We start from the raw sequence: 20,617 nt of genomic DNA on the forward strand, positions 1-20,617 counted from the left end.
CTGCAAGGTTACTCAAAAAGGATGCCGCCATGCTCAAACACCGAATAGCTCGCTCACTCATCAGCCTACCTCTATTGATGGCTGCCCATGTAAGTAGCGCAGCTGAACTACCACAAGCGATTGATGCTGCGTTTCAATCGGCGGTGAGTGCGAAAACGGTGCCGGGCATTACTGTCGCGGTGGCCGATAAATCAGGAGTAATCGCCGCAAAGGGTTATGGTTTTGCCGATATCGAAAACCAAGTTTTAATGAGTCCCGAGCATAAGGTTCGCATTGGCAGTGTCTCTAAACTTATTGCCACAGCTGCTTTGATGCGCCTTTACGACAAGGGGTTGATTAGCTTAGACAAACCTGTAACCGACTATGTAACTAACTGGCCAGAAAAACATGCCGCTTTAACACTGCGCCAACTCGCGTCACATACAGCAGGGATCCGCCATTACAAAAAAGGCGCCAATGAATTTTTACTCAACAAATGGTATGGCGATATTGATAGCGCTTTAGCCATGTTTAAAGATGATCCCCTGCTGTTTGAGCCGGGCACCAAACAGCAGTATTCAACATTCGCTTGGACATTAGTAAGCGCTGCGATGGAAGGCGCTGATCCGAAACGCAACTTTAGAGAAATTATCGAACAAGAAGTCTTCGCGCCACTTAAGTTAAACGACATATATTTTGATGAGCAGTTTACCCTGATCCCACATCGTGCAAGACCTTATAGCATTGATCAGGGCCGTTTAATTAACTCACCGCAGACCGATCACAGCTATAAATGGGCAGGCGGTGGCTTTATTGCAACACCAAGTGATATCGTCAAGTTTGCAGTAGCTCACACGCAGGGCAATTACCTAAAAGCAACCACCGTGGATGAAATGTTTAGCCCAGCCACACTCAATAATGGTGAACAGGTCGATTTTGGTATCGGTTGGATGACTGGTTTCAAAAACTATCAACAAAGAGAAAAATACCAACATGATACTGAACTACAAGCCTTGATGGCCGACATGCCACACGCGGTAATGCACTCTGGCGGTAGTATGGGTGGCATTACCATGACCATTATGTGTGTTGATCATCAACGCGCGGTGACTGTAGTTAAAAACGTTAATGGTGATAACAGCGCAGATGTATTTGCGCTTGCCCTACAAACCCTAAGCTATTATCACCAAGACCATTGATTTGTTTAAGGCAGCTTAATTATAGCTGCCCTTGTAACCTCGTTTTTGTCTCTTTTAAGTAATCTGGGTAGGGATAAGAGTCATCGGCAACAGCTATTGCAGCCTCGATTTGAACTAATGCTTGGCGAGTATTACCTTGCATTTCATAGCCATATGACAAAGCTGACAGTGCATACGCTGATTTAGGGTAGTTTTTTATATTGTACTTAAACACCTCAATAGCCCGCTCAAATTGCTGGTTATCCGTTAAGCTGTAACCCAGCATCCTAACAGCGCGGTCTGGTGGCGCTATTTGCTCGCCCCATTGCTGTGATAAGCGTTGATAATAAGCATCAATTGATGAAACATCATCGCCCAATGCACTCAAAGGCATTTGTTTAGATAAAAATAAGCCATGGTACGCATTAAATGCCCCAGCAGCTGAGGTTAGGTTATGCGAAACGCCTGCAAAGGCATCGCTCTTAAAGCGCAGATTTTGCACCTTACTATTTTGCATAGTTTGCTGCATATCATCGTACCTTTCGCGCATAATGCCGGCTTCTTCACCGATATTCATATATACATAGCTATTAATACTTTTAGCTTTGGTAACAAAGGTATTTAGACTTTTAGCCGGGGCGCCATAGTTCCACCATACCGCAGGGCTATAAGCAATGTGCGCCTGAAATAACTCAGGGTCAGCTTGCATTGCGTAAAGAGCAAATACACCCGCAGCAGAGGCTCCTGCGATAACTCTATAATCATGAGTACGATACTGTTTATTAACCAAAGGCATCAGCTCTTGCTCTACGAAAGCTAAAAACTTTGCTGCACCACCGCCTTCACCAACAGGACCTTGTGGCTCTTTGTTCACTGTAGGATAAAAATCTCTAAGTCGATTAGTACTTTCAATTGCAACTACAATCACCTCTGGCGCTTGATCATCTTGTTGTAAGCGCTCAAGCACAGCATTAATCAATGGTAAATTACCGGCCCCATCTAAACGGTAAATAACGGGATATCTTTTGTTTGGTTGTGTTTGATAGCTTTTTGGTAATTGCACAACGACAGTGCGTTGCTCACTAAGATTACTTGATTCGATTGTATGCGTATGTTGGCTGTAATTTGTAACCGCATCATCTGCAGCTGGTTCAGCCATTACATGACTAGTACAGAGTAAAAAACCACTAATACAGAGTAACTTAAATAGTCGCACGACTTATCCTTAAGAAATATTGGTAATTTTTTAAGCTAACAGAATTGCAGGTACAAACAAAGATAACTTATGTACTTTTTTCGTAAAAAAGTACATATAAGTCATTATTTTAACTAAAGCGTATGACGCAATATTTGCCCGGCGCTTTTACCCGTCATGCCATCCGGTGATTTAATGACTTGGCCATTAATAATGACGTATTCAATTCCTTCTGCGTACTGATGAGGTGCGCTAAACGTTGATTTATCAGCAACCGTCGCAGGGTCGAGTATAACAATATCAGCAGCATAGCCTTGTGCTATCACTCCTCGGTCAGTTAGGCCCATTCTTGCAGCGGGTAAACTGGTCATTTTGCGTATTGCATCTGGTAACGAAATCACCCCTTGTTCACGCACATAATGACCTAGTACTCTGGGGAAGGTGCCGTATCCTCTTGGATGGGGGTTGCCTTTACCAAGTTCTGAACCACCCGCATCGGTGGCGATTGCAGTAATTGGGTAAGCCATAATGTACTTAACATCATCTTCATTAATAGCGTGGAAGATCCCCTGAGCACCGCCATTTGCTTGAATTTCCATGGCAAGTTCAGCGGCTTCATCAATACTTTGCGCTCGCCCTTCACGTTTTAAAACTTCAGCAAAGGTTAGCCCATCCCATGCAGGCTTTGCCGCATAATGCGCTATTTGCAGCCTTGCGGGGTCACCACCGCCTCTGTCTTCTCGTATATTTTTGATCAAGCCTTGTTTTATTTTTTGCCTTAACTCTGGATCGTGTAGACGCTTTTCAACTTCAGCTTGGCCACCAGCCAATGACCATGCAGGAAATAAAATAGCAAATCGCGTAGAAGAAGCCGTGTAAGGATACTGATCGAGGGTGACATCTAAACCCGCTTTACGAGCATCGCGGATCATCTGAATAGTGTGCTTACTCTCACCCCAATTTGGATGACCAATCAGCTTATGATGAGAGATATGCACAGGAATACCGGTCTCTTTTGCAACATCGAGCACTTCATTCATCGCCGTAACAGTCTCTGCGCCTTCATCGCGCATATGAGAGGCAAAAAATCCATGCTGCGCATGAGCGGTTTCGGCAAGCACCTTTACCTCAGCAAAGTTTGAGTACACACCTGGAACATATTTTAGCCCAGTCGATAAACCAAACGCCCCCTGCTGCATCGCTTTATCGACCAATGCTTGCATTGCTTTTAGCTCATCAGCGCTGGCAAGTCGTTGCTCTTCACCCATAACAGCTTTACGAACATCATTATGGCCAATTAATAAGGCTAAGTTAGGCCCTAGAGGTAAGCGCTCGGTTTGCGCAAAAAATTGCTTAAAGTCGACAGGAGAAAAACCACAGTTACCGCCCAAAATAGTGGTAATCCCCTGCTGCACTAAATTATCGAGCCGAGGCAGCTCTGCAATTGAGCGCTCTGCATGGGAATGTAAATCGATAAAGCCCGGTGCTACAACCTTGCCATTGGCATCTATAACTTGTTGAGCTTTGTCAGCCGCCATATCACCAATTTTAGTGATCTTGCCGCTTTCAATACCGACATCTGCGCGAACCGCTTTCCCGCCATGACCATCGAGCAACATAGCGTTTTTGATGATGAGATCAAATGATTGTCCATAAGCAATCCCCGAGCTGAGTACTAATACGGTCAATCCTATAGAGGTTAAAACACTGCGCTTTTTCATTGTTATTATCCTTAGCCAGAGTGTTTAACCATCCTAATCAATTGCAATACAAATTGCATCAGCGAACAGTAATTAAGCAAATTACAGGCACAAAAAAGCCGGCTAATTAGCCGGCTCTCGATGCTTTAACTTATTCAACCGTTACCGATTTTGCTAGGTTTCGTGGTTGGTCTACGTCGGTGCCTTTAATAACCGCAACATAGTATGAAAGCAGCTGTAGCGGAATTGTATATACAACTGGAGCAATCACGTCATCTACATGGTTTACGTTGATTACACGCATTGTTTCGTCAGATTCAAACGCTGAGTCTTTGTCTGCGAATACATAGATAATACCGCCACGGGCACGTACTTCTTCTACGTTTGATTTAAGCTTTTCAAGTAGTTCGTTGTTTGGTGCTACAACAATGATTGGCATGTCGGCATCAATCAACGCAAGAGGGCCATGCTTAAGCTCACCCGCTGCGTATGCTTCGGCGTGAATGTATGAAATCTCTTTCAGCTTAAGTGCACCTTCCATCGCGATTGGGTATTGTGAACCACGACCCAAGAATAGTGAGTGGTGCTTGTCAGCGAATTCTTCAGCTAAATCTTCAATACCCTCAGCAAGCAATAATGCTTCTTCTAACTTGTTAGGTAGTGTTTTGATTGCATTTACAATCGCACTTTGATCTAAGCCTTTTTCTTGCGCAATCGAAGCCGTTAGCATTAGTAAGCCAACAAGTTGTGTAGTGAAGGCTTTCGTTGATGCAACACCAATTTCAGCACCCGCTTTAGTCATAAAGGCTAAATCAGATTCACGTACTAATGATGAACCCGGCACGTTACAAATGGTCATTGAAGCCATGTAACCTTGCTGTTTTGCAAGACGAAGTGCAGCAAGCGTATCGGCTGTTTCACCAGACTGTGAAATTGTCACAAGTAAGCTGTTGTCATGTACAAATGATTCGCGGTAACGGAACTCAGACGCAATCTCTACGTTACAGCTCACACCAGCAAATTGTTCAAGCCAATAACGCGCAACCATACCTGAGTGGTATGAAGTACCACAGGCAATAATTTGCACGTGTTTTACGTCTTTAAAGATTTGCTGAGCGCTTTCGCCAAAGGCATCAATCGCTACAGTATCATTGTGAAGGCGGCCATCAAGGGTGTTACGTACAGCAAGCGGCTGCTCGTAAATTTCTTTCAGCATGTAGTGACGATATTCGCCTTTACCTGATGCGTCTTGCGTAATGTTTGATTCAATCACTTCGCGCTCAACTGCATCGCCGTTTGCATCAAAGATTTCTACACTGTCACGGGTAATACGCGCAACATCACCTTCTTCAAGGTAAATAAAGCTGCGTGTAACTGGTAATAACGCTAGTTGGTCAGATGCAATAAAGTTTTCGCCAAGACCTAAACCAATCACCAGTGGGCTACCTGAGCGCGCTACGATGATTTCGTTGTCGTTCGCTTTATCAAAAACAACGGTGCCAAATGCGCCTTCAAACTGCTTAACAGCTGCTTGTACTGATGCTAATAGCGTATCGTGCTGTTGGCGAAGTTGGTGAATAAGGTGCACCATTACTTCTGTATCTGTTTCTGATAAAAACTCATAACCGTCGCCTTTTAATGCATCACGAAGGCTGGCATGGTTTTCGATAATACCGTTATGAACAAGGGCAATTTCGCTGTTCGAAATATGTGGGTGAGCATTGGCTTCGGTTACACCACCGTGGGTTGCCCAACGCGTATGTGCAATACCGGTAGTGCCATTAACAGCTGCATCGTTAAGTGCCGCTTCAAGATTTGCAACCTTACCCACAGCTTTAACCGTGTTAAGCTTATTACCTTTAAGTAAAGCCACGCCTGCCGAGTCATAGCCGCGGTATTCAAGGCGTTTTAGGCCTTCAACAAGAATTTTATTTACTGGGCGTTCTGCAACAGCCCCAACGATTCCACACATAATCTCTCCTTTTGCACATGCCAAAGCGTTTTACTTTGGGCGGTATGTGTTGTCATAAATTTAATGTAATAAGGTGTTGTCGGTCTTATTACGGGTTATTCAATTTCTGCACAGATCAGCTGTACACCACACGCTTTTATCGCCTCGCGTTTATCTTCGCTTAGGTTGTTGTCTGTGATAACGGTGGTCACACGTTGCCAAGGCAGTTCTAAATTAGGTATTCTTCGGCCAATTTTTTCTGACTCTACCAGCACCACAACCTCACGAGCAGCTTCAGCCATCACCTGGCTAAGCCCAACTAATTCATTGAAGGTTGTAGTACCTCTATCAACATCAATGCCATCGGCACCAATAAAGAGCTGGTCAAAGTCGTAAGAGCGAAGAACATTCTCCGCAACTTGACCCTGAAACGATTCTGAATGCGGATCCCAGGTTCCCCCGGTCATCAAAAGTGTTGGCTCATTTTCTAATGAAAGCAGCCGGTTAGCGACATTTATAGCATTTGTCATCACCACTAAACCGCGCTTACTCGCAAGCTCGGGGATCATTGCCGCTGTAGTGCGGCCGCTATCAATTATGATGCGATTATGATCTTTAATAAGCTTTGCAGCCGCCTTTGCGATTGCCATTTTGCGAAGCGAGTCGCTTTTCTCGTTGCTATTTGCAACGATTTCTTGTGGTAGTGCAATAGCGCCCCCGTAACGGCGTAGCAACAAGCCACTTTTTTCAAGGGCTGTCAGATCTTTACGTATCGTCACTTCAGAAGTTTGAAACTGCTCAGCTAACGCTTCAACAGCAACTTCACCGAGTTCATTCACTTGGCTTAAGATTGTATGGCGACGTTGTTGAGTGTTTCGTTTTGTCATAAAGTGAATCACATAAGTTTCGTTTCGAAAGTTGTGAGATTTTAAACGAAACAATATAAATGGCAAGTGAATGATCGTTAACCTACACAGCTTTAATTTTGATCTTCATCGTCAACAGGCTAAGCTATTGGCAAATATAACCATGAACATACCCGATGAAAGAGTTTAATAGCCTCGATAAGTCCTTACTAGAACAACGGAAAAATGCCCATGAAGTTTGCCGTTTATTTGCCAAAAGCCCAAGTAAAGGTAACTTAAAACGACTAAAAGGCATGTTTGCTCACTGTGGCGAGCTGGTTGTTATAGAAGCGGGTTTTCATTGTGATTATGGCAGTGGTATTAAAATAGGTGATCGAACCTTCATAAATATTAACTGTACTGTACTCGATGCACCGCTATCTGATGCGCAAATTACGATAGGCGATGACTGCTTAATAGGCCCAAATGTGCAAATACTCGCGGTATCGCATGCAGTAAACCCAACCGAGCGTTTAGCAAAAGCTAATTTTGCAGCGCCGATTAACATTGGCAACAATGTATGGATTGGTGCAGGCGCTATTATACTTGCAGGTATTAAAGTTGCTGATAATTCAGTGATTGGCGCAGGGGCAATAGTTACCAAAGATGTCGCGGCAAATACTCTAGTAGCAGGTAACCCCGCGGTGAAGATTAAAGACATTTAACTCTCATACCAACGCGCTAAAGCACGTCCTACCGTAGGTCGTCATTTATGGCGACAAAGAATACATAATAACGCGCTAAAGCACGTCCTACGTAGGTCGTCATTTATGGCGACACAAAATACATATTTACGCGCTAAAGCACGTCCTACGTAGGTCATCGTTTATGGTGGCAAAGAATACATAATAACGCGCTAAAGCACGTCCTACGTAGGTCGTCATTTATGGCGACAATCAATCACAAAAAAACAGAATTCCAATATGGATAACTACCTAAATTATCAACAAGCTTTTTTCGCAAAGGGTTTGCTGCTATGTATCTAGCTACTGCTATTCTACTTTCATCTTTACGTAGTGCATGGTCATAGTAAGCAGGTTGCCACACTTTTTGCGAAAAACTACGTCTCTTATTTATCTCTCTAGCAGAAAGACCTTTTAGATGACCAACTGTTTTACCCAAGCTACTATCGCTAAGCCTTAATAAACCATGAAAATGATCAGGCATAAGAACCCAAGTTAACCAGCAACATTGATGTATTAATTCATTTATTTCAATACACCTATAAAATACTTTTGCTAAGTTATGATCACTGAACAGTGCTTTTCTGTTATGGCAGTTGAACGTTATGAAATATTCACCTGATTGAATTGAAACTCGTCCTTTCTTTAAATGGCTCCAGCTCATGAAAAATCCTTTTTCATAAAATTGTAGAACATTAAATATAGTAGATTAACGCACTAAAGCACGTCCTACGAAGATTGTCATTTATGGCGACAGAGAATACATGCTAACGCGCTAAAGCACGCCCTACGAAGATTGTCATTTATGGTGCAAAGAATATACATGCTAACGCGCTAAAGCACGTCCTACGTAGGTCGTCATTTATGGTGGCAAAGAATACATACTAACGAGCTGAAGCACGTCTTACCGTAGGTCGTCATTTATGGCGACAAAGAATACATATTAACGCGCTAAAGCACGTCCTACGTAGGTTGTCATTTATGGCGTCGTATTTAAAAGTAAAAAAGCCCAGCTGTATTGCTGGGCTTATAGTTGAGAGTTAGTTAACTGTTATTCATATCGTAAGATAAGTGATGGTCTGGTGCTTGCGGCCTTAAAGGCTAAGCTTGCAACGGTAACCCAGGTAATCGCGGCCACCGCGGCGGCGGCAACTAAATACACCCATACAGCTTGTTCAATGCGGTCATTAAAGTTTGCTAACCAATCACCTACCAACAAGTAAGTCACTGGGTACGCAATAGCAATACTGAGCGCCACCAGCACTAAGAACTCTTTAGCGATGATATTTACGATACTGATGCGAGATGCACCTAGCACTTTTCGAACGGCCACTTCTTTTTGACGACGCACTGTTGCAAACGAAGCCAAACCAAAGGTACCTAAACAAGTTAAGAACACAGCAAGACCGGTAAAGATTAAAACTACATTCGAAATTCGCTCATCACCTTTTAACAGAGTTTTGTAGTTGTCTGCGAGTAAGTTAATTTTTGGCTCATAGATATTGGCTGAGCTTGCTAATACTTCAGCGATCTGAGCTTTAATATAAGGCAAGTTTTGCTGATCAATCGTTAAAATTAGTTCTGATACTGGTGATAAAAAGTTAAAGCCACATAAGAACATAATATTTGAGTTGGCATCTTTAGCATTACCTACTTTTACATCTTCAACCACACCCACAACACGCATATCTACGCCGCGACCCGAGTCTTTAATTACCTTACCTATAATGTCAGTCATGTTAGTGTAACCCGCTTGCCTTGCGACAGATTCAGTCACGATGGTACCCGTACTTGTTACTCCATTTTCACGGCTTGCCCAATCACCAGCAAATTCACGACTAAAGTCACGACCAGCAACCAGTTTTAATCCTAGTGTTTTTACAACATCGTAGCTTGCGCCAACAACAGGCGTTAAGCTGCCAGACGCTTCACCATTTGGCCACGTTGGCATAAGTGTATTATTGATTGAAACGGTTAAACGGGTATCAATGACTGTTGTTTGCTGTACACCTTGAATTGCACTAATACGGTTAACTAAGGCATTTTTTTCTTTTGTGAATACTTCGCCTACTGGTAGCTCTGAAATAACCAATCTTTGTGTTGTTTCATAGCCTAAAGGTAAGCTTTGTAAGTAAGTTAGTTGCTTTAACAAGGTAATAGAGGCAATTATTAAACCTATTGCTAGTGAAGCCTGTAAGGTTAGTAAGCTCTTACGAACCCATATTGCAGTATTACCACGCTGTAAGTCTCCACTTAAAACGCGTTTTGCACTGAATGACGAAATAAAGAATGCAGGATAAAGCCCAGCTAATATGCCCACAGCAATTGCGACCACAATAATAGCAATGCCAAATTCAGAGGCATAATTCACGACCAATTCGCGGTCAACTAGTTGGTTAAAGCTTGGTAAAAAAAACTCCACAAAAGCACATGCAATCACCATTGAAAGCATTGATACCAACACTGACTCAGATAAAAACTGCGTTACTAATTGGCCTTTACTTGCGCCAAGCGCTTTACGCACACCCACTTCTTTTGCACGTTTCGTCGATTGAGCGACGGTCATATTAATGAAGTTAAAACCTGCAATAAGAATAAGTAACACGCTTAAACCAACGCAAATCATAACCACTTGTTTAGCACCACCCGCTTTCATCTCAAACGGTGATTTAGCCGTTAGGTGCAAATCAAGTAATGGATGCAGCTCTAAACTAACTTGCTCCAGCATCGAACCGCTAAAAAAGCGCTCTGTTAAGGTTTTAGCTAATGCATCTGTATCGGTGCCCTCTGCTAAACGCATATAAACATAACTACTGTTGATGTTTATATCGCTTGGATCATGCTTAACATAAACAAGGTTTTTAAAGGCAAAGTGGGTGTTGTCTGTTAAGTCTGCAAACACGGCACGAACTGTGTACTGCCCTTGTTCATGCGTAAGTGTTTCACCAATCACATCGGTGCGACCAAAAATGCGCAGTGCTTCTGATTCACTTAAAGCGAGACTATCTGGTGTACTCATTGCTGTTGTTAAGTCACCCGCCAGCGTTTTCAGAGCAATGAAATTTTCAATATTTGCTGTAGCACCATATAAGGCATTTAACTTATAGCCTTGGTTGCGGTAACTCACATCAACCATGGCTTCACGGGTCAGCTCGACCATAGTTAATCCGAATACTTCTTCAACTTGGCTGTAATCTTCGGCCTGCTTTGACTGCACATAATTAAAAATAGGCACCACAGATAAACCAAGTTTTGAGAAGTCTTGGCCAACGCGATAAACACGCTCAGCATGTGGCTGTTGGCTATCGTACGAAAGCTCATTTTTTGCAAACAAAGCAACTAAAATTGCCGCAGCTAAGCCAACACTTAAACCCAGAACATTTAAAATAAAGTGCTGTTTTTGGTTTTTAAACGCACGCAGCGCGGTGATCAAATAACTTAAAATCATGTTATGCCACCTCTGCTGTTTGTTGAACACGGTTAGCTTTATCAACCATCACTTGGCCATCAAGTAAGCGCACTAAACGGTCAGCATAATTGCCTTCTTTTTCTGAGTGAGTAACCACAATTACCGTGGTACCTTCGCGATTTAGTTCACGCAGCATCGCCATGACTTCATCACCATTTTTTGAATCAAGGTTACCCGTAGGCTCATCCGCTAAGATAAGTTTTGGATTAATCACCAGTGCTCTGGCTACTGCTACACGTTGCTGCTGACCACCCGATAGCTGCTGCGGTAAGTGATCTGCTCTATGGTCGATTGCAACACGCTTTAAGATTGCTTCTACTCGCTGTTTACGTTCGCTTTTTGAGATATTTTGATACTGTAGTGGCAGCTCAACGTTTTCAAATACTGTTAATTCATCAATTAAGTTAAAGCTTTGGAAAACAAAACCGATTGACGCTTTTCTAAGTGTCGCTAATTGTTTTTCACCAAACCCAGCTATGTCTTGGCCTAAAAACTCAAAACTGCCTGCCGATGGCGAATCCAACATACCTAAAATAGAAAGTAATGTTGATTTACCACAGCCAGATGGCCCCATAATGGCAAGAAACTCGCCTTCGTTTACCTGTAAGTTAATGTTATTAAGCGCTGTTGTTTCAACATCTTGAGTACGGAATACGCGTGATAAGTTAGTTAATTTAATCATTGTTTTTATCCTTAAAATTGTAGTTGTTGTGCTTTATCAAAGTTGCTGTAGCTAGAGGTGATCACGCGATCTCCGGCGCTTAGGCCACTTAACACTTCATAATAGTTTTGATTCTTTTTGCCAAGACGAATGTCTTTTCGTACTGCACGATTGCCATCTTTTTCCATGACATAAACCCAGTTACCCCCTGAGCTGGTAAAAAATGCGCCGCGTTCAAGTAATAAAGCAGTGCCTTTGCTATCACCTAGCATCAGCTGCACATCAAGGCTTTGCCCACGCTTTATGTTGCTCGTGCCATTGGGTAAATCGACTTCAACCTGAAACTGTGATTGCTGAACACGGCTATCAATTTTGCTAACTGTTGCCGCAATTTCGCCTTGCTCGTGTTCAATAAGCACTTGCATACCTGTTTGAACTTGGCTCAGGTAAAACTCATCTAGTCTCACAACTAGCTTGTATTCATTAGGAATATCAATCTGCCCTAGGCGAGCACCACGGCCTTTTGATTCACCAATTTCAACATCAAGTTCACTTAAATAACCATCAGCAGGTGCTGTTACGAGTAGGTTTTCAAGGTTCTTACGCGCAAACTGAAGGTTTTTCTCTAACATGTCGGCACTGTCTTTTAACTGAGCTACTTGAACTTCACGAATGCTGTTTTCTTGCTTTTGACGCTCAAGGGTTAGTTCTTTACGCGCTTTGTAATACGCTAAGTCTTCTTGAATTTCAGATAATTGCTCTTGTGCTAACACACCCGTTTTCACTAGCGGCTGAGTTTGTTTTAAGCGACGCGATAAATGCGTAATTTTAAGATCGATTTCAAGCAAATCACGGCGTAAGTTTAAACGGCTGGTTTCCATATTCATTTGCGTGTTACGTAAAAAGTTAAGCTGCTCAGTCACCTGTGCTTCACGGCTCATTACATCAAGCTGCAAGTTAGTATTGCTTAAACGCACAAGTGGTTGGCCTTTTTTAACAAACTCACCTTGCTCAACAAGTCGCTCTTCGACTTGGCCTCCGGCAATGGTGTCGAGGTAAATAGTAGTGCGAGGCATAACCTGACCACGAAGACTTAAAGCATCAACAAATTCACCTTGTTGTACTGTGCTAATCGTTAAGCTTGTAGCGCTTACTTGCTGACTACGACCTGTTTGTTCAGTTTGCGTGAAACCATAAGCTGCTGCCGCAACAGCTAAACATGCCGCTGCAATGAGTGATTTCTTAAAAAATGCTTTGTTATTTGAGCGTGTAATTTTCTTATCCATGTTGACGCCTATAAGTTATCTAGGTGCTAATTACCTATAGATAAAACAACTCTTGTGCCAACTTTTATTTTTATTAAATTACAGTAACTTACATTAAAACCAATAAGAATGCATATAATCAAGTGTCCGCTTATAGAACACTTCAAAATCCATATATCGTCCATAAATGGACACTGTTACTATTTTCAATTAGTCTTAGTGTTCCCATAAAGGAATAATAATAAATAGCTATGAAACAAGCAGGATCAATTCTTATCGTCGATGATAACCCCGACGTACTTATCGCCGCACGATTACTTTTAAAGCAGCATTATCAGGTTGTAAAAACCACAGATAACCCCTTTGATATCGAAGGGATCATTAACGCACAGCATGAAGCGGATCAGGCTATAGATGTTGTGTTACTCGATATGAACTTCACGCAAGACTCAATTAGTGGCAAAGAAGGATTCTACTGGCTAAAAAAAATCATGAGCCAAGACGCTAACATTGCGGTACTGCTTATGACGGCCTACAGCGATATTCAGCTAGCGGTAGAAGCAATTAAGGCCGGTGCCTCTGATTTTATTGCCAAGCCTTGGCAAAATGAGCAATTACTCGGTGCTGTAGCGGCGGCATTTTCACACGCTAAAGACAAACAGCAAGTTGGTAAACTCACAAAACAAAAACAAGCCTTACAGCAATCAATCGGCAACCAACCATTTGAGTTTTTAGGCCAAAGTGATGCCATGCAGCAGGTTTTTTCGGTTATCGACAAAGCAGCCAACACCGATGCCAACATATTGATCAGTGGCGAAAGTGGCACAGGTAAAGAGCTCACTGCCCATGCAATCCACAATGCAAGCCAGCGCCAAAGCCAACCCTTCATTAGCTTAGATATGGGCTCACTGGCCGAAAGCCTGTTTGAAAGCGAACTATTTGGCCATAAAAAAGGAGCGTTTACTGGCGCGAAAGAAGATCGCATTGGCCGATTTGAGCTTGCCCATGGAGGTAGTTTATTTTTAGACGAGTTAGGTAATTTACCGCTTAACCAACAAGTTAAGCTACTTGCGGCACTACAAAATAGGCAAATAACACCGGTTGGTGGTTCTAAAGTCATCGATATTGATATTCGTTTGATCTGTGCAACCAATGAAAACCTCGAACAAGCAGTTTCTGAAGGCAAATTTAGGCAAGACTTACTGTACCGTGTTAATACCGTAGAGATCCGTTTACCAGCCCTGCGTGAGCGCAGTGAAGACATTCCATTACTGTGTAACTACTACTTGCAGCACTTTGCACATAAATACAAACGTGAGCTCTCGATTGCAGCATCTGATATGACACGTTTAAGCCAGTATCATTGGCCAGGCAATGTCCGTGAACTTGCGCATGCAATTGAGCGAGCAGTCATCCTGTCGGAAGGCTCAGAGCTCGATATAAGCTCAGTGATAAGCTCACCAAGTGCTGCTATTAGTACAAATGACATCTCTTCAAGCGCCAATGACTACGACACTTTTGATCTCGAAATCATCGAGCAAAGAACCGTTCGTGCAGCTTTAAAGCATTTTCAAGGGAACGTGAGTCATGCAGCTAAAGCCCTCGGCCTAACACGCGGAGCCATGTATCGTCGTTTAGAAAAATACGGACTTTAATCGATGCGAAATTTTATTAGCTTAGCCGGCCTATTAGCTGCGCTAATTGGTTTATCAATTGCTTTGTTTTGGCAAGTAGAGCAAAGCGGGTTTTCTGCAATTTCGGCACTTTTAGTTATTTTACATTTGGTATGTGCCGCGCAAATTTTTAATTTATTTAAACGCCAAACAAGGCGTGCAGATATGGTGTTTCGCGCTTTAGCGAATGGAGACAGCACATTAGGCTTTGGCGACCAACACCCTATGCAGCAGCAATTTGAGCAGGTTAAACAACAAATTCAGGCTGCGCGTTTTAATGCAGAGCAACAAGCCCAGTTCTTACAAGCGCTATTAATTCATATCGATTTAGCAGTATTAGTATGTGACGAACAAGGCACTATTATTGAAAGCAATCCGGCGGTCAGCCGTTTACTTGGACAAGCTGTAAAGCACATCGATGATTTAGGTGTAATAGCCAACCTAGTCCAAGACGCAAAGCAAAATAGCCGTAATACCGTGCCATGGCAAAATGGTGAGCAGCACGATACGCTATCTGTGCAAATCAGCATAGCCGAAATCCAAGGTAAAGTTCGTAAAGTGATCAGTTTGCAATCGATTCATGATCAGCTGCAATTAAAAGAGCAACAAGCTTATAAGCGCCTTACAAAAGTACTTACCCATGAAATCGCTAATTCGATTACGCCACTTTCTTCTTTAGCACAAACTTGTACGGCACTGCTGCCAACTGAGCTTAGTTTTGATGATCAGGAAGATAAACAAGACTTGCAACTCGCCCTAACAACACTCGCATCACGAACCGAGCATTTAGGGGAATTTATAGCGCAATTTAAAAAGGTTAGTAGCTTACCCGCCCCACACTTACAGCCACATATTCTGGCCGATCTTGCCAAGCAAGTTATCGCTCTGCACTCACAGCAAGCTAAGCAACTTAATATTACGTTGAATTTATCGGTGCAAAGCCAACAGCTAGTGATGATAGATAGGGGCCAAATTGAACAAGTAATAATAAACCTGCTTACAAATGCCCTTGATGCACTAAAGCAGTTAAATAGTTCAGAGTCAGCAAAGTGCATTGAGGTAAGCATTGCACAAAATGCTAATCAGCAACTGTATTTAGAGGTCAGCGACAATGGTACAGGTATCAGCGATCATGTAATTGAGATGATTTTTGTGCCATTTTTTACTACCAAGCAACAAGGTTCAGGAATAGGCTTAAGTTTATCGCGCCAGATCATGCTCAATCATGGCGGCGATCTGGTTTATATCAAACGCCAGCAAGGAGCCTGCTTTCGCTGCGTGTTCGGTTAGCTTACACAGTTAGAACAATTACTTACAATTTGCTAAGGCGCCGTTTGGTATCATGTACCCATTATAGTTTAATGGACTAACCAATATGAAGTATCTCGCCTTAGCACTGTTTTCATCACTTGCCTTTATTCCTACAAAAAGCTTTGCTGGTATTTATGACAGCCCAGATATGAACCTGTTTGTTAAATCAGAGCATAATAGTACTGATTCAATCACCTCAGCCGGCATCGAATTTATGGCTAAAAATAACTACAGTAATTTTGGCGCAGCATTTACAACGGCACTAGGCTCTGCAGAAGTATTTACTAAAAAAGGTGATCGGGAGACATTTCTAACCTTAGATAGCGGCATCAAATTTGGTTATTTCAGTGACTTTTTTGTCTATGGCGAAGTGGGCTTAGATTTAATTGAGCTTGCTTTCTACGACGACCGAAAAGATCATGATTATAGCGACCGCTATGATGACGACCACAATAATATAGATGGCTATGTTGGTGTGGGTGTGGGCGTAGACTCAAAGCCATTCAGAATAGAGATCTATGCCAGAGCCCGAGAAATAGACAGCCGTTATTGGGAAGCACAAAACCATGGTTACGCTGGGTTACAAGTTAGTATTTCGTTTTAATTTCAATTGGGTGAGTGAGTTAGCAAGCTGTTAATCTAATGGTCATTTTTAGCTCACCCTATGTTAAGCTTAGGCGCTTTAGTTTACCCGCACCTAAGTTAACGGAGTATTTTAATACGTGTTTTTAAATCGATTTTTAGGCCTTGTTGTTGTTTCTCTTATTGTAACAGGCTGTCAGACTGCCCCTGAGTCTCTCCCTGAAAAGAAGCCAATAATTAAGGCAAATCCAGGCACTGTGGTTGCAGAAGCTAAAACAAAACAAGTAGACGCGGTGACACCGCTAAAACCAAGTGAACTTGATGACGTATGGCAGCGTATTCGCATTCAATTACAGTTTAGCGATTCAAGTCATCCAGATGTGCAAAAGCGCATTGCTTGGTACCTTACTCACCCAAATTATATGGAAGAAATAAGCCGCCGTGCAGCGCCGTATTTGTATCATATCGTCACAGAAGTAGAAACCCGTGACTTACCGATAGAACTCGCTCTAATGCCGCTTATAGAGAGCGATTTTGATGCCAGTGCCTATTCGCACAAACATGCATCGGGTTTATGGCAACTCACCCCCTCAATCGCCAAATACTTTAAAGTAAAAATTACCCCTTGGTATGATGGTCGCCAAGATGTGATCGACAGCACCCGTGCAGCTTTGGATTTTATGGAATACCTTTATAAACGCTTTGATGGTGATTGGTATCACGCTATTGCTGCCTACAATATTGGTGAAGGGCGAGTATTACAGGCAATTGCTCGTAATAAAAAACAAGGTAAGTCGACGGACTTCTTTAGCTTAAAGCTACCATCACAAACCAAACAATACGTACCTAAGTTACTGGCCGCAGCACAATTATTAAAGCACCAAAAAATGATATTCCCTGCGATTAAGAATGAGCAGGCTATTGCGACCTTACCAGTGACAGGTGCTGTGATCTTGGCAGATAAAGCGAAATGGCAAGAGCTTGAAGAGCTAAACCATGGTGTTATCCGATACCCAGCGGTGATTGATGCGCCACATATTGTGGTCCCAAAAGATCAGCAAGCAAGTTATCAAGCTCTATTAGCTAATCAAAAGAGCAATGATTATAGCCAGTGGCAACATTACACAGTTAAACGCGGTGATAGCTTAAGTGTGATTGCAAAGAACTATAAAGTAACAGTTAGCCAACTAAAAACCTTCAATAACCTAAAAACAAACACCATTCGTATTGGTCAAAAACTGATATTGCCGCAATTAGCTGATCAACAAATCGAGTATAAGGTGAAATCTGGCGACAGCCTTTGGAAGATAGCAAAGCAATACAAAGTCAGTATCACTAAACTCAAACAATGGAATAACCTTTCAAGAGATAGCTTAAGAGTGGGTGAAAAGCTCACCGTATTTATCTCAAATAGTTAATACCAAATCAGGGAGTTTTACTCCCTGTCTCTTTTATATATCCAATTAAAGTTGTATCTTTGTTAGTCTACAAAAACAACAACTAAAAATTATGGATAATCAGCAACAGGACGCAAGCTGTTCAACCGTTAAATCAGAACAAGACACTAACGTTGAAGAGCAAACAAAGACCACCCAGCAAAACACTCAACCAGCCAGCAACCAGCGCAAGGCATGGTTTACCAACGAGCGGCTAAACCTATTTCTCGCACTCTGCGCCATTATAATTTCAGCAGCCTCCTTTTATGCCACATACTTACAAGCCAGCGCCGCAGAACGACAAGTAAAAGCTGCAACCTGGCCATGGCTCGAAGTGATGACGGGGAATTTCAATGAAGAAAAAAGTCAATCTGAAATCACCTTTGTACTCACTAATTCAGGCTCAGGACCTGCGATAGTAAAGTATGTGAAGTATCTTTATAACGACCAATCATATTTAGATATCTATAAAGTAATTTCTGCATGCTGTTTTGATACACAAGCATATGAAACACAGCTACAAACTCTGCAAGATGACTCTCCCGACATAAATATTTTCGAAGCATTTGGCTGGATTATGACGAGTGCCAGTGATAACCGGTTACTGGCATCTGGCAGTAAACTTAAACTTTTTGGTTTCAAGCGAACGGGATTTAATGAAACTCAATGGGACAAAGTAAACAAGCAACGTAATAGCATCAAAACCGAGATCTGCTATTGCTCGTTGCTAGAACAATGCTATCTAAGCGATGGCCGTGGTGATGTGAGAGAAATACAGCAGTGTGAGTGACACCGAGCTATCAGCTTTCAGCAGTCAGCGATCGGCCGCGTGGTGGATATGTTTGGTGCTGCGTCTTCCTCTGCCGGAGGCTCTAGGTTCTAGGTTCTAGGTTCTAGGTTCTAGGTTCTAGGTTCTAGGTTCTAGGTTCTAGGTTCTAGGTTCTAGGTTCTAGGTTCTAGGCAAAGTGTACTTGTAGGAATGGCTTTAGCCGTAAATGTTTTTGTAAAGGTCTGAATTCGGCACTGAAGTGCCTCCTACGGGGGTTGTTGCTGAGGGAGACTCTCTACTAAACAACCCAACAATTCAACTTTACCCTTGCTAACTAGCAACTCGCTAACTCGTTGGGTTTCGCTCCGCTCTACCCAACCTACCTGGAGGGTAAGCAAGGAGAGTGATGAGGACGACTCTGTACAGGACAACCCCACATTTCAACTGACGTCTGACAGCTGAAAGCTGACAGCTCCAGACGCAAAAAAGCCCGACTCTTTCGAATCGGGCTTTCTTTAATTTGGAGCCTGGCGATGTCCTACTTTCACATGGCAAATGCCACACTATCATCGGCGCTGTTTCGTTTCACTACTGAGTTCGGCATGGGGTCAGGTGGGTCCAAAACGCTATTGTCACCAAGCAAATTTGGGGCGTTAATCGCTTTTGCAATTAACTAAAATTCGGAATTCTGATATCAAGTAAATGTCTACTTTAGTTTCTTAACTTCTGTTCGTTACGCTGTCATAAAACGCGTTTGGCGTTGTATGGTTAAGCCTCACGGGTAATTAGTACAGGTTAGCTTAATGGCTCGCACCACTTCCACACCCTGCCTATCAACGTTGTAGTCTTCAACGGCCCTTCAGAGACTTTAAAAGTCTAGTGAGAACTCATCTCGAGGCCTGCTTCGCGCTTAGATGCTTTCAGCGCTTATCAGTTCCGAACGTAGCTACCGGGCAGTGCCATTGGCATGACAACCCGAACACCAGCGGTTCGTTCACTCCGGTCCTCTCGTACTAGGAGCAACCCCTCTCAATTCTCAAACGCCCACGGCAGATAGGGACCGAACTGTCTCACGACGTTCTAAACCCAGCTCGCGTACCACTTTAAATGGCGAACAGCCATACCCTTGGGACCGACTTCAGCCCCAGGATGTGATGAGCCGACATCGAGGTGCCAAACACCGCCGTCGATATGAACTCTTGGGCGGTATCAGCCTGTTATCCCCGGAGTACCTTTTATCCGTTGAGCGATGGCCCTTCCATTCAGAACCACCGGATCACTATGACCTACTTTCGTACCTGCTCGACGTGTCTGTCTCGCAGTTAAGCTGGCTTCTACCATTACACTAACCGTACGATGTCCGACCGTACTTAGCCAACCTTCGTGCTCCTCCGTTACTCTTTGGGAGGAGACCGCCCCAGTCAAACTACCCACCAGGCACTGTCCGTAATCCCGATAAGGGACCAACGTTAGAACATCAACACTACAAGGGTGGTATTTCAAGGACGGCTCCACAAAGACTAGCGTCTCTGCTTCAAAGCCTCCCACCTATCCTACACATGTAGGGTCAATGTTCAGTGCCAAGCTGTAGTAAAGGTTCACGGGGTCTTTCCGTCTAGCCGCGGGTACACAGCATCTTCACTGCGATTTCAATTTCACTGAGTCTCGGGTGGAGACAGCGTGGCCATGGTTACACCATTCGTGCAGGTCGGAACTTACCCGACAAGGAATTTCGCTACCTTAGGACCGTTATAGTTACGGCCGCCGTTTACCGGGGCTTCGATCAAGAGCTTCGTCCGAAAACTAACCCCATCAATTAACCTTCCGGCACCGGGCAGGTGTCACACCGTATACGTCATC

15 protein-coding genes and 2 rRNA genes (1 of these 17 cut by a window edge) are annotated in these 20,617 nt (G+C 43.2%); 7 read left to right on the plus strand and 10 right to left on the minus strand.

Annotation, left to right across the window (positions count from 1 at the left end):
- Positions 1–29: 29 nt before the first annotated feature.
- Complete coding sequence (locus E5N72_RS02240; protein ID WP_135923057.1) at positions 30–1,178, plus strand: serine hydrolase domain-containing protein; 1,149 nt, start codon at positions 30–32, stop codon at positions 1,176–1,178.
- Positions 1,179–1,197: 19 nt separating this feature from the next.
- On the opposite strand, the gene E5N72_RS02245 is transcribed toward E5N72_RS02240, so the two are convergent.
- The 4 genes from E5N72_RS02245 to E5N72_RS02260 form a co-directional block, all read right to left on the minus strand.
- Positions 1,198–2,316 (minus strand): alpha/beta hydrolase-fold protein, encoded by a 1,119-nt coding sequence (locus E5N72_RS02245; RefSeq protein WP_135926207.1) that lies wholly within the window; start codon positions 2,314–2,316, stop codon positions 1,198–1,200.
- A gap of 170 nt (positions 2,317–2,486) precedes the next feature.
- On the minus strand, positions 2,487–4,073 hold the full coding sequence (locus E5N72_RS02250; protein WP_135923058.1) for a D-aminoacylase: 1,587 nt from the start codon (positions 4,071–4,073) through the stop codon (positions 2,487–2,489).
- A gap of 130 nt (positions 4,074–4,203) precedes the next feature.
- Complete coding sequence (gene glmS, locus E5N72_RS02255) at positions 4,204–6,024, minus strand: glutamine--fructose-6-phosphate transaminase (isomerizing) (protein WP_135923059.1); 1,821 nt, start codon at positions 6,022–6,024, stop codon at positions 4,204–4,206.
- Positions 6,025–6,119: 95 nt separating this feature from the next.
- Positions 6,120–6,890 carry a DeoR family transcriptional regulator gene (locus E5N72_RS02260; RefSeq protein WP_135923060.1) on the minus strand — a complete coding sequence of 257 codons (771 nt, stop codon included), beginning with the start codon at positions 6,888–6,890 and terminating at the stop codon, positions 6,120–6,122.
- A gap of 155 nt (positions 6,891–7,045) precedes the next feature.
- Between E5N72_RS02260 and E5N72_RS02265 the strand changes: the two genes are divergently transcribed.
- Positions 7,046–7,573 carry a sugar O-acetyltransferase gene (locus tag E5N72_RS02265; protein WP_135923061.1) on the plus strand — a complete coding sequence of 176 codons (528 nt, stop codon included), beginning with the start codon at positions 7,046–7,048 and terminating at the stop codon, positions 7,571–7,573.
- Positions 7,574–7,808: 235 nt separating this feature from the next.
- Here E5N72_RS02265 and E5N72_RS02270 read toward each other — a convergent pair whose 3' ends face one another.
- The 4 genes from E5N72_RS02270 to E5N72_RS02285 form a co-directional block, all read right to left on the minus strand.
- Positions 7,809–8,255: a transposase gene (locus E5N72_RS02270; RefSeq protein ID WP_135923062.1), complete on the minus strand. Its 447-nt coding sequence runs from the start codon at positions 8,253–8,255 to the stop codon at positions 7,809–7,811.
- Positions 8,256–8,642: 387 nt separating this feature from the next.
- On the minus strand, positions 8,643–11,039 hold the full coding sequence (locus tag E5N72_RS02275) for an ABC transporter permease (RefSeq protein WP_135923063.1): 2,397 nt from the start codon (positions 11,037–11,039) through the stop codon (positions 8,643–8,645).
- Position 11,040: 1 nt separating this feature from the next.
- Positions 11,041–11,742 carry an ABC transporter ATP-binding protein gene (locus tag E5N72_RS02280; protein WP_135923064.1) on the minus strand — a complete coding sequence of 234 codons (702 nt, stop codon included), beginning with the start codon at positions 11,740–11,742 and terminating at the stop codon, positions 11,041–11,043.
- A gap of 11 nt (positions 11,743–11,753) precedes the next feature.
- On the minus strand, positions 11,754–13,007 hold the full coding sequence (locus E5N72_RS02285; RefSeq protein ID WP_135923065.1) for an efflux RND transporter periplasmic adaptor subunit: 1,254 nt from the start codon (positions 13,005–13,007) through the stop codon (positions 11,754–11,756).
- Between the two features lie 230 nt (positions 13,008–13,237).
- Here E5N72_RS02285 and E5N72_RS02290 point away from each other — a divergent pair, with 230 nt between their 5' ends.
- From E5N72_RS02290 to E5N72_RS02310, 5 genes are all read left to right on the plus strand, one after another.
- On the plus strand, positions 13,238–14,641 hold the full coding sequence (locus E5N72_RS02290; RefSeq protein WP_135923066.1) for a sigma-54 dependent transcriptional regulator: 1,404 nt from the start codon (positions 13,238–13,240) through the stop codon (positions 14,639–14,641).
- A gap of 3 nt (positions 14,642–14,644) precedes the next feature.
- The gene (locus E5N72_RS02295; RefSeq protein ID WP_135923067.1) at positions 14,645–15,949 is read left to right on the plus strand and encodes an ATP-binding protein; all 1,305 of its coding nucleotides are present in this window, start codon (positions 14,645–14,647) and stop codon (positions 15,947–15,949) included.
- Between the two features lie 85 nt (positions 15,950–16,034).
- A complete protein-coding gene (locus tag E5N72_RS02300; protein ID WP_135923068.1) occupies positions 16,035–16,574 on the plus strand; it encodes a hypothetical protein in 540 nt (179 codons plus the stop codon).
- 118 nt (positions 16,575–16,692) lie between these two features.
- Positions 16,693–17,970 (plus strand): LysM peptidoglycan-binding domain-containing protein, encoded by a 1,278-nt coding sequence (locus E5N72_RS02305; protein WP_135923069.1) that lies wholly within the window; start codon positions 16,693–16,695, stop codon positions 17,968–17,970.
- Between the two features lie 91 nt (positions 17,971–18,061).
- Positions 18,062–18,778: a hypothetical protein gene (locus E5N72_RS02310; protein ID WP_135923070.1), complete on the plus strand. Its 717-nt coding sequence runs from the start codon at positions 18,062–18,064 to the stop codon at positions 18,776–18,778.
- A gap of 504 nt (positions 18,779–19,282) precedes the next feature.
- Here E5N72_RS02310 and rrf read toward each other — a convergent pair.
- Positions 19,283–19,397: ribosomal RNA gene (rrf, locus tag E5N72_RS02315) — 5S ribosomal RNA — on the minus strand.
- Positions 19,398–19,521: 124 nt separating this feature from the next.
- Positions 19,522–20,617, minus strand: a 23S ribosomal RNA gene (locus tag E5N72_RS02320); it runs 1,787 nt beyond the window's last position.

It is taken from the genome of Pseudoalteromonas sp. MEBiC 03607 (assembly GCF_004792295.1).
GTDB classification, from domain to species: Bacteria; Pseudomonadota; Gammaproteobacteria; order Enterobacterales; family Alteromonadaceae; genus Pseudoalteromonas; species Pseudoalteromonas lipolytica_C.

What these genes read in the sequence shown, in the direction of transcription:
- E5N72_RS02245 (WP_135926207.1), bottom strand. Translation starts at nt 2,316, where the DNA reads ATGGCTGAACCAGCTGCAGATGATGCGGTTACAAATTACAGCCAACAT.
- E5N72_RS02275 (WP_135923063.1), bottom strand. Translation starts at nt 11,039, where the DNA reads ATGATTTTAAGTTATTTGATCACCGCGCTGCGTGCGTTTAAAAACCAA.
- E5N72_RS02290 (WP_135923066.1), top strand. Translation starts at nt 13,238, where the DNA reads ATGAAACAAGCAGGATCAATTCTTATCGTCGATGATAACCCCGACGTA.
- E5N72_RS02270 (WP_135923062.1), bottom strand. Translation starts at nt 8,255, where the DNA reads ATGAGCTGGAGCCATTTAAAGAAAGGACGAGTTTCAATTCAATCAGGT.
- glmS (WP_135923059.1), bottom strand. Translation starts at nt 6,024, where the DNA reads ATGTGTGGAATCGTTGGGGCTGTTGCAGAACGCCCAGTAAATAAAATT.
- E5N72_RS02250 (WP_135923058.1), bottom strand. Translation starts at nt 4,073, where the DNA reads ATGAAAAAGCGCAGTGTTTTAACCTCTATAGGATTGACCGTATTAGTA.
- E5N72_RS02280 (WP_135923064.1), bottom strand. Translation starts at nt 11,742, where the DNA reads ATGATTAAATTAACTAACTTATCACGCGTATTCCGTACTCAAGATGTT.
- E5N72_RS02295 (WP_135923067.1), top strand. Translation starts at nt 14,645, where the DNA reads ATGCGAAATTTTATTAGCTTAGCCGGCCTATTAGCTGCGCTAATTGGT.
- E5N72_RS02310 (WP_135923070.1), top strand. Translation starts at nt 18,062, where the DNA reads ATGGATAATCAGCAACAGGACGCAAGCTGTTCAACCGTTAAATCAGAA.
- E5N72_RS02260 (WP_135923060.1), bottom strand. Translation starts at nt 6,890, where the DNA reads ATGACAAAACGAAACACTCAACAACGTCGCCATACAATCTTAAGCCAA.
- E5N72_RS02240 (WP_135923057.1), top strand. Translation starts at nt 30, where the DNA reads ATGCTCAAACACCGAATAGCTCGCTCACTCATCAGCCTACCTCTATTG.
- E5N72_RS02265 (WP_135923061.1), top strand. Translation starts at nt 7,046, where the DNA reads ATGAAAGAGTTTAATAGCCTCGATAAGTCCTTACTAGAACAACGGAAA.
- E5N72_RS02285 (WP_135923065.1), bottom strand. Translation starts at nt 13,007, where the DNA reads ATGGATAAGAAAATTACACGCTCAAATAACAAAGCATTTTTTAAGAAA.
- E5N72_RS02300 (WP_135923068.1), top strand. Translation starts at nt 16,035, where the DNA reads ATGAAGTATCTCGCCTTAGCACTGTTTTCATCACTTGCCTTTATTCCT.